Source organism: Staphylococcus casei (assembly GCF_030294405.1).
GTDB lineage: Bacteria > Bacillota > Bacilli > Staphylococcales > Staphylococcaceae > Staphylococcus > Staphylococcus succinus.
Map to the genome: position 1 here is coordinate 518,059 of NZ_CP125718.1, position 12,403 is coordinate 530,461.

A 12,403-nucleotide genomic window follows, 5' to 3' on the forward strand; every position below is an offset into this window, starting at 1 on the left:
AAAAAACATTGTAAGCGATTACATGATGTGGTAATATCTAGGAAACACAATAGGTCATATGATGACTAGTAACTTTAAGGGAGAAAGTGTGGAGAGAATATGGAACAAAAAAGATCAAATGTCAGATGGTATTTTGCGATTGCATTTTTCATTATTGGGGTTATTGCTTATATGGATCGTTCTAATATATCCATTATTGCTGGACCAATGATGGAAGATTTACATTTAACTAAGACACAGTTCGGTTTGTTAGCATCATTTTTCTCATTAGGATATGCGTTAATGCAAGTTCCTTCAGGATTTTTAGCAGAAAAATTTGGATCTAAAAAAATGCTTACCATTGCACTTGTATGGTGGAGTGCATTTACGATTTTGACAGGCGTTGTGAAAAACCACGGTCTGTTATATGCAGTACGTTTCCTATTTGGTATAGGGGAAGCACCAATGTATCCTTCGAACGCAGTATTCAATTCATTTTGGTTTGCAAAAGGGGAAAAGGGACGTGCATCTAGTGTTTTATTAGCAGGTTCATATTTTGGACCGGTTATTGCACCGGTGGTTACAATCGCTATCGTGAATATGTTTGGCTGGCAAGCAGTGTTTTATATCTTTGGTATTATCGGGTTATTGATTTCAGTATTATGGGTTATTATTTCTAAAGATTTACCAGAGCAACATAAAATGGTTAATGAAGCTGAAAGACAATATATATTGGAAAATCGTGATGTTATTAAAACTGAGAAAGCAACTGCACCTTGGAATTTATTTTTAAAAAGATTCAGTTTTTATGCACTTGCAGCACAATATTTTGTAGTGCAATTTGTTGTTTCATTATTTTTAATTTGGTTACCAACGTACCTAACAGAACAATATCATGTTAAATTAAGTGATCCTGATATGGCTTGGGCAGCTGGAGCGCCATGGATAGCGATGTTTATTTTGATACTTCTTGGTGGGGCGATTTCAGATAAACTTTTACAAAGTGGAAAATCTCGCTTTGTTGCACGTGCTTCTATAGCAATTATTGGGTTTTTAGTCTTTTGTATTTCACTCTTTATGTCTATACAAACAGATAGTCTTGTAGTTAATGTTTTCTGGTTATCGCTATGTTTAGGTGGTATTGGAATTGCAACAGGAATGAGTTGGGCAGCAGCAACTGATTTAGGGCGTAATTTCTCTGGTTCAGTTTCTGGTTGGATGAACTTATGGGGCAATATTGGTGCGTTATTAAGTCCATTATTAGCAGGTATGATGGTAGATATCGTTGGCTGGACTGTCACATTAGAGCTTGTCATTATACCAGTTATATTTGCGATCATTATGTGGTTCTTTGTACAACCTGATAAACCGCTCTTAATTGAAAAAGAAGATCTATAAAGTTTACATTATTTGTTTTTTGGTTATTATTAAGTATAATTGTTATACTTAGGAGGAGAAATATATGATTACAATTAATGCAATAATGAAAGTAGATCCATCAAAGCGTGAAGATTATTTAGAATTAGTGAAACCTTTAGTTGAAGGTGCTAGTAAAGAAGAAGGTTCATTATTTTATAAACAATTTGAACAAACTGACGAACCAAATACATTTGCATTTATCGAGCAATATAAAGATGAAGAAGCGGTAGAAGCTCATAATAATTCTGAGCATTTCCAACAATTTTTCAAAGAGGTAAGCCAATACCTTACTGAAAAACCTGCTATAACTGTTTCTCAAAGCAAATAAAATTTGTGGAATAATATGAGATAAACCTAAACTTACCTAATATGGTGTAAGTTTAGGTTTTTTTTAGAAAGTGAGAAATAATAATCAATATAGAAGCGTATGATTTTAAACGTCTATAGCCATATTAATCAATCAATATAAAGCGAAATATATTTTGATGAGGGGAGAAATAATTATGTTATATCAACACGGCACACTAGGCTTATTAATGGCTGGTTTATTAGATGGTACTGCATCAATTAATGAAGTATTAGAGCATGGCAACCTAGGTATTGGGACGTTAACAGGTTCAGATGGTGAAGTCATTATATTAGATGGCGTGGCTTATCATGCCAATGAATTTGGCGATTTTAAACAATTAGATGGTCATGAAATGACGCCTTATGCTACAGTGACACCATTTCAACCTAATAATCATTTTGAAATACGTCATATTACAGATTCAGAAGCTGTTTTAAATGAAGTTCAGTGTAAAGCTGGAAGTAACAATATATTTATAGCGGTTAAAATTACAGGTGAATTTGAGTTTATGCACGTTAGAATGATGCCAAAACAAGAGAAACCCTATACAAAACTTATAGAGTCAGCTAAAAGACAACCTGAATTTCAATATGAACACGTGAAGGGAAGCATTGTAGGATTCTATACACCACAACCGTTCCATGGCATAGCTGCAAGTGGATTTCATTTACATTTTATCGATGAAGCTAGAACATTAGGGGGTCATGTATTAAACTTTGAAGTTAACAAAGGATTGGTAGAATTGAGTAATATTGAGACATTAGAGCAGCATTTTCCTACTAATGACAAAGCATTTTTAGAATCAGACATTGATTATTCAACTGTGAATGAAGACATAAAAGAAGCAGAATAACTATTTGGATAAAGCGCTAGTATGACAGAGAACATATTAGTATAAGAGCATGGCAATTATAAAATTTATATAAAGGATGTAGATGATTAAAAAATTAGTGTTAAAATAGTAGAGTATTGTTTGGATTTTGAACATGTGTATCATTTTAATATTGTAATGTATGAGCTAATAAATGATATAGCACTTCAGTAATTAAATGACATATGTTTATGCCAAAATACGTTATTGCTAAATAACGTATTTTTGTATGCAATTTTTTCTATAGTATATTTAAAAAATAGAAAGTAAAAGATAAATTAATAAAGGAGATGCATTCTAACTTTGATTAAATATTTAAAATCACTGATACATTTTAATACGATGAAAATAGAGGTTGCTAAAGGTTTCAGGCAAGGTATATTAATGCTTATTCCACTCATTATTGGTTACTTAACCAATCATTTTTCTACAGGATTATTAATTGCCACTGGTACATTAGCTCATATATATGTATTTGGTGGACCAGCGCAATCTAAACTTCGTGTTGTTTTCTTTTCAACGGTAGGCTTATCGATAGCGATGATGTTAGGATCGCTCACTGTAAATCAACCTATATTATTTGGTATTTTATTACTGGTTATTACAATTATTCCGCATTACATATTCAGTTCTCTAAATATTGTAGGTCCATCATCAATCTTTTTTATCGTGGCATTTAGTTTGCCTACAAATTTACCTTTCGCTCCAGAGGATGCTTTGTATAGAGGGATGGCCATGTTTGCAGGAGGATTACTAGCCACATTAATGGTTATTATAGTTATACTATTTTCTAAAGAATCTGCAGAAATGAAAGCTGTTAAAAATGATTATAATATCATTAAACAGTTGATATATAATTTTGACGATCCTAAAGCATTTGCAAAAGCTTCACAATTTGCAGTGAGTGCATTTAGAAACTCGGATAATCAACTAATCACTTCTAGCACGTTTAAATCGAAAGCTTCTCCTGAATTTCAACGCTTATTGTTGTTACATAATACAGCTCAGGGTATCCATTCAGAATTATTAGAGTTGAATGAGAAACAAATACGGCCTTTACCGAAAGAAATTAAACAGATGGCAGATTTTGTCATTAAACTGGTATTTTCAGAAGGTAATATTAAGACGCAATGGACTCAAAAAGTAGAAATTGATTCTCAGTATCAAAATTTAGTTGATATTATATTTAAAGTTGACGCTATTATAAATGCTGATAATGAACGTGTAGAACATGAGGTGAATGTCCGCATGCCAGTATACGGACATCGTATGTTATCTAACCTAACTTTGGATTCCTTTGTCTTTAGAAATATTTTGAAGTATGCAATTATTATGGGAATTTCAATTTTTATTGCATTAATGTTTGATTTTGATAAAGCATATTGGATTCCTTTAAGTACACATACGGTGTTGGTAGGTGCCACCACTTTGCATAGCTTTGAACGAGCAGGGGCAAGATGTATAGGAACAATCATAGGTGTGCTCGTGCTATCATTAATATTGTTAACAACGCCGCCAATACTGGTTGCTATTATTTTGTTAGCTGCGTCAGCGGCAATAACAGAGATGTTTGTAGGGGCTAATTATTCTTTTGCGGTTATTTTTATCACGATTCAAGTTATTTTGTTAAATGGTTTAGCGTCTAATCATTTATCTATTGTCATCGCTTTACCACGAATTACTGATGTGATAGTAGGTATTGTGATTGCAGTTGTTTGTTTACTCTTTATTGGACGAAAAACAGCATCATCGATGTTACCGGGTTCGCTTGCTGAGGTTGCTAGAAATGAAGCAGTGTTGTTCCATTATCTATTCTCAAGTAATAAATACTCATCTATAAAACAAGATAAACGTGAATTACTCAACCTTAGCGTTAAACTCAATAATATGATACAAATATATAATAATGCGAATGGCGAACTTTTTAGTAATAAAAGTGAGATTCAATATTATTATCCAAGTATTTACGCATTAGAAGAGTTGAGCTTTATGTTCAATAGGGCATTGAATAATGAACAAAGATATCATATTAATGACGAGAAAATGGGACAATATTTACTTGTTTTTGAAAATATAGCGAAACATTTTGAAAGAGGCACAAATATCCAAATTCAAGATTTACCAGAATTACCACAATATATTAATATACGAACATCATTAACGAATATTCAAAGTAATTGTATGAATGCTAGATAAAATGCTTCACTATCACAGTTTTAACAGAATAAGCCAATTCACGATTATTGCCTCGTGGTTTGGCTTATTTTTATTGCGATAAACATGAGTTTGTATAAATGGCTGATTATACGAGTAGTCTGCGGTTTGTGTGACGGAAGTATGAGCGATGTCTATTAAAAATAACTATTTAAACAGAAATATAGCTACGAAACATTAAAAATATATAGATATATGCAATTTTACGCACTGTTTATTTTAATTTATAAGAGGTAAACACTATATAAAGAGAATGAATATAGGAGGTTTTTTGTGATGCCTTGGACAATGGATGACTTTCCTCAAAGTTGGAAAAACATGGATAAGTTAGAGCGTAAAAAAGCAATTGATATTGGCAATGCAATGCTGAAAGATGGCTATAAAGAGGATCAGGCGATTCCTATAGCTACTAAACAAGCTGAATCTTGGTATAAAGATGCCTCTAAAAAAGATTTGGAAGCTTTAAAAAATAAAAAAATAACTAAGCATGACGCGGATGATTCATCTAATCCACAATTGAATAATAAAGATGTACATGTCTATTTTGAAGATGACGTATGGAAAATCAAATCTGATAGCGCTAAGCAAGCAGCTGATAGCTTTGAGAAGAAAGCAGATGCGATGAAACGTGCTCGAAATATAGCGGATAATAGAAAAACAGAAATTATTGAGCATAAAAAGGACGAATAGGGCATTATATTTTCATCTTAAAATGATAGGTGGAGGTTTTTGTCATAATTTATGAAAATATATGCGATATTTGATGTTAATATTACGTGAAACGTTTTATAAATAGTAACGACGGACGTTTTCTTATGATTTGAAATATAAAATTACATTAGATAAAATGTTTTTCAATGAGTAAACACTTTGGAGGTCCAATATATGTACGTAGAGAGAAAGCCTTCATTAAATATAGAAGATTTGAAGGCAGAACTAAAAGAAAGTATAGGTCAATTTAGTAGTGATGAATCAGCATTTGATATGTTGATTGGATTTGTTGCACTAGAGCAATTATATTCTTCAGCACTAAAAGAAATAAGTACTAAATTAGATATATTAGATGATAATTTCCAACAAATGTACAAGCATAATCCAATTCATCATATGGAACGTCGTGTTAAAGCAATGAGAAGTTTAATTAATAAACTAAATCGCAAAGGTTATGATATTAGTACTGATGCAGCTAAAGCGCATATCTTAGATATTGCAGGTATCAGAGTAGTTTGCAATTATATCGATGATATTTACGTGATTGAATCATTATTACTTAAACAAGAGGATGTAAAATTACTGAAACGTAAGGATTATATTAAAAATCCTAAAGATAATGGTTATCGAAGTTTGCATATTGTTGTTTCTGTCCCTGTATTTTTAGCAAATTCAGTTGAAACAGTGCCGGTAGAAATTCAAATTAGAACTATAGGCATGGATATGTGGGCAAGTTTAGAGCATAAAATACGTTATAAAAATAATGCCGATACTGAAAGTTACAGATCAGCACTAAAAACATGTGCTGGAGAAATTTCTACAGTTGAAAGTAAAATGCAGAATATACGCGCAGAAGTGTTCGATAATTAAATAAGCAAAGTTGAAACGCATTGTGACTTGAATTAACGCGTACTGAAAATTCGTTATGAGTGACAATGTGTTTCAATTTGTTTGGATGTTTGTATTTTAGTAAATGCTTAAGCGTGATGTAATATAACTGTGGGAAAAGGACTATTAAATGTTCAAATGTCTAAGACAAGGACAAGGTAGGGTTTATTCGATGACAATAGTATGAAAAATTCAAAAAAATTTTAATACATAAAATGTATATATGTTTTTTTAAAGATACTAAGCGGATACTAATTGATTATCATCTTGTCAATGATTGATATAAAAGTACATAAGCGATAAAAGATGATTTATAAAAATAATTTTACTACCGACAAATTTGGTTCAATACTGAATGTGTCGGTATTTTTATAAAAAAGAATAATGAAATAATTGTTGCAAGCGCTTGCAATTATGGAAGTTGTGTATTACCATACTTGTATACAAGTATATTGCAATAATGAATAGGAGATGTCATAGTGAAGTATGAATATCCCGAACAATGGTTAGATGGCGTATCTAAGGGTGAAATGATAGCGGCTGAGATTCGATTAAGGATCGTTGATGGTTCTATTAAACCAGATACATTATTGACAGAAAATCAAATTGCTAAAGAATTTAATGTGAGTCGTTCTCCAGTTAGAGATGCTTTTAAATTATTAAAACAAGACCAGTTAATTCATTTAGAACGTATGGGTGCAGAAGTATTACCGTTTGATGATAATGAAAAAAAAGAGCTTTATGATTTAAGAATTATGTTAGAGTCTTTTGCTTTTAGTAGAATTAAGGCGAAAAATCATGACCAGATTGTAAAAGAGTTACGCAAACAACTAGAAATGATGAAAGTTGCCGTTCAATTCCAAGATGCAGAAGCTTTCACTGAACACGATATGAAATTTCATGAAGTGACTATACTGGCTTCTAAACACCAATATTTAAAGACATATTGGAATAATTTAAAGCCTGTAATGGAAGCGCTTATTCTACTTTCAATGCGTAAGCGTATGAATGAAAATCCTGAAGATTTTGAACGTATTCATCACAATCACGAGGTATTTATAGAAGCCATAGCTAGACAAGACGCTGAAAAACTCAGAGAAGCATTCCATTTGAACTTCGATGATGTCGGCGAAGATATTGATAGTTTCTGGTTAAATTAGCAGTTTAAACTGGAAAAGTATTAGGAGGAAGAATCATGAAATACATGATAGGTGTAGATATAGGCACAACAAGTACCAAGTCCGTACTGTATGATGAAAAAGGACAATTTATAATGAAACACAATATTGGTTATCCATTGCATACACCTAACGTGGAAGTCTCAGAAGAGAATCCAGATGAATTATTTGATGCAGTATTGATGACAATTAAATATGTTATGAGAGAAGCAAATATTGCTAAGGAAGACCTTAAATTAATTTCCTTTAGTGCTCAAATGCACAGTTTGATAGCAATGGATGCAAGCAATCAACGACTTACTGAGAATTTAACTTGGGCGGATAATCGCGCAAGTCAATATGCAGATAAAATTAAAAACGAGCATGATGGTATTGAAATATACAAGAGAACGGGTACACCTATTCATCCAATGTCCCCATTGTCTAAAATATTCTGGATGAAACATGAACAACAAGAAATATACAATCAGACAGCAACGTTTGCTGATATTAAAACGTATATTTTTTATCAACTATTTGAGCAATTTGTTATAGATCAATCCATGGCATCAGCGACAGGTATGTTTAACCTCGAATCACTTTCTTGGGATAAAGAGGCATTAGCATTACTAGGTATTAGTGAGTCGCAACTTCCTGAGGTCGTTCCTACTACCCATATTTTAAAAGGCATGAAACGACGCTATGCATCATTAATGTGCATAGATGAAAATACACCAATAGTCGTTGGCGCAAGTGATGGTGTGCTTTCTAATTTAGGTGTGAATGCATTTAAAAAAGGAGAAGTTGCTGTAACTATTGGTACTTCGGGAGCAATTAGAACAGTGATTGATAAACCGCGTACAGATTATAAAGGACGTATTTTCTGTTATGTATTAACAGAAGATCATTATGTTATTGGTGGCCCAGTAAATAATGGTGGCGTGGTATTAAGATGGCTACGTGATGAATTATTAGCGAGTGAAGTTGAAACAGCTAAACGTCTTGGTGTAGATCCATACGATGTGTTAACTAGAATTGCAAATAATGTGAAACCTGGTGCTGAAGGGTTGATATTCCATCCATATCTTGCTGGTGAGCGTGCCCCATTATGGAATGCAGATGCACGAGGATCATTCTTTGGTTTAACGTTAACTCATAAAAAAGAGCATATGATTCGAGCAGCTTTAGAAGGTGTGCTTTATAATCTTTACACGGTTTATTTAGCACTTGTTGAGGTAATGAATGAAACACCGTCCACGATTAAGGCGACAGGTGGTTTTGCTAAAAGTGAAGTATGGCGTCAAATGATGGCAGATATTTTCGATACAAACTTAATTGTACCTGAAAGTTATGAGAGCTCATGTTTGGGTGCTTGTGTATTAGGAATGAAAGCACTTGGTGAAATCGAAGACTTCTCAATCATTGAAGACATGGTTGGTACAACAAATGAACACAAACCGAATCAAGATAATGTTCAAATGTATCAACAATTGATTTCAATCTTCATTAATTTAAGTCGTTCATTGGAAGAGCGTTATACAGAAATAGCGGCTTTCCAACGAGAACACATGAGTGATACAAAATAATAAGCTAATTCAATGTAGGTGTGGGATTAAATCTAAAAGACATGCAACGTGGTGTAAGGGAACGCTAATACATGTTGCTGTCTTTGGAACCTACTGTGTGCTTTTAGTTGTAATTAACATATAAAAATTTTTTAATCATTAAAGAAAGCGTTATCAAGTGTGGAGTATCTTCAATTTAGAAGTATCTTCTATCTTGAATTTGGAAGGGGAGAACAATTATGTTTGAAACAATTTGGCCATTAATTACGGTCGTAATCGGAATCATTGTACTATTATCACTTATTATTTTCTTGAAATTAAATACTTTTATTTCTTTAATTATCACATCAATCGTAACAGCAATATTACTCGGTATGCCTTTAGATAAAATTATTGACACAATTGAAGAAGGTATGGGAAGTACGCTTGGACATATTGCATTAATATTTGGTTTAGGCGCTATTCTCGGTAAATTACTTGCAGATGGCGGTGGTGCAACGCGAATAGCTGATACGCTTATTAAAAAGTTTGGACACAAACATGTACAATGGGCAATGCTTATTGCGGCATTTATTGTCGGTATAGCTTTATTCTTTGAAGTTGGTTTAGTATTGTTGATACCTTTAGTATTTACGATTGCTAAACGTGCAAATGTATCACAATTGAAATTAGGCTTACCGATGGTCGTAGCATTGTCGGTAACTCACGGATTTCTGCCTCCACATCCAGGGCCAGTAGTTATTGCAAAAGAATTACAAGCAAACCTTGGTCATGTATTACTATACGGCATTATTATCGCAATTCCAGTGACGATTATAGCTGGGCCAATTTTCAATAAAATAGCACAAAAAATTGCACCAACGGCTTACAATCGTCAAGGCGATATTTCAGCCTTAGGTGCACAAAGAGAGTTCTCTGAAGAAGAAATGCCAGGATTTGGAATTAGTTTAATAACAGCAATTTCACCAGTTATTTTAATGCTGTTATCAACAATTGTACAATTAATCACTGGTCATGAAGAAGCTAAAAATGGCTTCGAATCAGTTGTTTACTTTATTGGTACTGCAGGTACAGCAATGCTTATCGCTGTATTACTAGCTATCTTTACAATGGGAATTAAACAAGGTCGCAAAAATGCAGATATTATGGATTCTGTATCAAATGCAATTTATCCGATTGGTATGATGATTTTAATTATCGGTGGTGGTGGTACTTTTAAACAAGTATTAATTGATGGTGGCGTAGGAGACACGATTGCTAAGATGTTTGAAGGTACAGAAATGTCTCCGATACTATTAGCTTGGATTGTAGCTGCAGTACTACGCATAGCCTTAGGATCATCAACAGTAGCGGCGATATCATCAACGGGTATTGTATTACCATTACTTCAAGCTTCAGATGTGAACGTTTCATTGGTAGTACTTGCAATCGGTGCAGGTAGTGTTATTTTATCTCATGTAAATGATGCTGGTTTCTGGATGTTCAAAGAGTATTTTGGACTAACGGTAAAAGAAACGTTCCTTACATGGTCACTATTAGAAACTATTATTTCAGTATCTGGTTTAGTATTTATATTAATATTAAGTATATTTGTGTAAACTGAGCGCATTGACAATATGAACTAACAGTTTTTATTTCAACTTTTATTAGAATGGCAATAAGTCATATGACTTATTGCCATTTTTTTGCATATTCATCATGTATATCAACTTATTTTTATTTTTGCAGTACATTAGTCTTTTATTATCCAATATATTACTGATGATTGATTTGATGCATTTAAAGTATAAAGAAATTAAACATTATGATGTGATAACCTATATATATTTAGAAGATTAAACGGTGCAAGCATAAATAAATACGATACGATTTAACTATAAAATGATAAAATGAAGTAGTTGTTAAATTTTCATTTTATTTAGATACAGTTTAAAAATATAAATGATAAACAGTATGTAAAGTTAAGATTGGACTATACTTGTTGAAAAATTTATATGAAATAGCTACAGCAAAGGGGATTGAATAATGAAAAGGATTTTATTAATCGCAAGTGCTTTTATCGGGGTTATCGTGGGTGCGGGGTTTGCTTCAGGGCAAGAAGTTTTACAGTACTTTACGAGTTTTGGATTAATGGGAACGATAGGTGCAATTATAACAACGGCGTTATTTGCTTATGTAGGTATGATGCTCGTCTGGTTGGGGAGTAAATCAAAAACAGATTCCCATAAAGAAGTTATACACCAAATTACAGGCGTTTCTACGTTTGGAAAATTGCTTGGATGGATTATTGATTTAGTTATTATTTTTACGCTTTTTGGTGTAGGCGTTGTAATGATTGCAGGCGCAGGGTCGAACTTAAATCAACAGTTCGGGTTACCACCTATTATTGGAACACTCTTAATGACAGTACTCATTATTTTGGCAGGCATGTTAAAAGTTGAAGGCGTAGTCAAAGTGATTGGAAATATAACACCTTTTCTAATTATATTTATTCTGATTATTTCTTTTTATAGTTTTCTTTCAACAGATACGCCGATATCTCAATTGAATGACTTATCTAATGCGAAACCGTCATCTTTACCTAACTGGTTTGTTGCAGGCATCAATTATGCATCATTTAATACTGCAGTAGGTGCTTCTATGGCAATCGTTATGGGAGGATCAGAAAAAAATACCAAGGTAGCAGCTACAGGTGGTTTAGTTGGTGGGATTGCGCTAGGCATTATGATTGTATTAAGTCACTTAGCTATTTTCAAACAAATAGATGTTGTTGGGGATATGGAAATGCCGATGTTAGGAATTGTAAATCATATTTCTCCGATACTTGGAATTATAATGGCAATTGTTATCTTTGGTATGATTTTTAATACTGGTTTAGGGATGTTCTATGCGTTTGCTACGCGCTTTACAGTTGTAGATACAGTACGCTTTAAAATATTTTACACTAGTGCTGTGATTATAGGATTGTTATTGAGCTTTGTTGGATTCACAGACTTAGTTGCTATTTTTTATCCATTAATTGGTTATCTTGGTCTAGTCTTAATCTTAGTGTTATTCTATGCACCATTTAAATTAAAGTTTGGTAAGAAAACATTATAATATAGTATCAACAATCAATCATCTAACTTAATAAGGAGAGATGATTTTTTGTTATTGTAATGATTGTACTAAAAAGTGATATAGATTTTGTCTTTTTAGACACGTCTTAATTGTTAATCTTCGCTATAATGAAATTAGAAGATTAGGAGGT

Annotated in this window: 10 protein-coding genes; all 10 read left to right on the forward strand. The window is 32.8% G+C overall.

Features of this window, described 5'->3' with window-relative positions:
• Nucleotides 1-99 precede the first annotated feature (99 nt).
• Nucleotides 100-1,377 carry a pyruvate MFS transporter gene (locus QMO72_RS02240; RefSeq protein WP_103266547.1) on the forward strand — a complete coding sequence of 426 codons (1,278 nt, stop codon included), beginning with the start codon at nt 100-102 and terminating at the stop codon, nt 1,375-1,377.
• 64 nt (nt 1,378-1,441) lie between these two features.
• Nucleotides 1,442-1,726 carry a putative quinol monooxygenase gene (locus QMO72_RS02245; RefSeq protein WP_046835890.1) on the forward strand — a complete coding sequence of 95 codons (285 nt, stop codon included), beginning with the start codon at nt 1,442-1,444 and terminating at the stop codon, nt 1,724-1,726.
• A 175-nt stretch (nt 1,727-1,901) separates the two neighbouring features.
• Entirely contained in the window at nt 1,902-2,600 is a 699-nt protein-coding gene (gene budA / locus QMO72_RS02250; protein ID WP_103266546.1) for an acetolactate decarboxylase, read from the forward strand.
• Nucleotides 2,601-2,921: 321 nt separating this feature from the next.
• Entirely contained in the window at nt 2,922-4,814 is a 1,893-nt protein-coding gene (locus tag QMO72_RS02255) for an FUSC family protein (protein WP_103266544.1), read from the forward strand.
• A 294-nt stretch (nt 4,815-5,108) separates the two neighbouring features.
• On the forward strand, nt 5,109-5,522 hold the full coding sequence (locus QMO72_RS02260; protein WP_103266543.1) for a DUF2188 domain-containing protein: 414 nt from the start codon (nt 5,109-5,111) through the stop codon (nt 5,520-5,522).
• A 195-nt stretch (nt 5,523-5,717) separates the two neighbouring features.
• The gene (locus QMO72_RS02265) at nt 5,718-6,413 is read left to right on the forward strand and encodes a GTP pyrophosphokinase (protein ID WP_103266542.1); all 696 of its coding nucleotides are present in this window, start codon (nt 5,718-5,720) and stop codon (nt 6,411-6,413) included.
• Nucleotides 6,414-6,910: 497 nt separating this feature from the next.
• Nucleotides 6,911-7,591: a GntR family transcriptional regulator gene (locus tag QMO72_RS02270; RefSeq protein ID WP_046835886.1), complete on the forward strand. Its 681-nt coding sequence runs from the start codon at nt 6,911-6,913 to the stop codon at nt 7,589-7,591.
• Nucleotides 7,592-7,626: 35 nt separating this feature from the next.
• On the forward strand, nt 7,627-9,174 hold the full coding sequence (gntK, locus tag QMO72_RS02275; protein ID WP_103266541.1) for a gluconokinase: 1,548 nt from the start codon (nt 7,627-7,629) through the stop codon (nt 9,172-9,174).
• A 218-nt stretch (nt 9,175-9,392) separates the two neighbouring features.
• Complete coding sequence (locus QMO72_RS02280; protein WP_069823001.1) at nt 9,393-10,751, forward strand: gluconate:H+ symporter; 1,359 nt, start codon at nt 9,393-9,395, stop codon at nt 10,749-10,751.
• 427 nt (nt 10,752-11,178) lie between these two features.
• Nucleotides 11,179-12,252 (forward strand): YkvI family membrane protein, encoded by a 1,074-nt coding sequence (locus tag QMO72_RS02285; RefSeq protein WP_069823000.1) that lies wholly within the window; start codon nt 11,179-11,181, stop codon nt 12,250-12,252.
• The last annotated feature ends 151 nt before the right edge of the window (nt 12,253-12,403 follow it).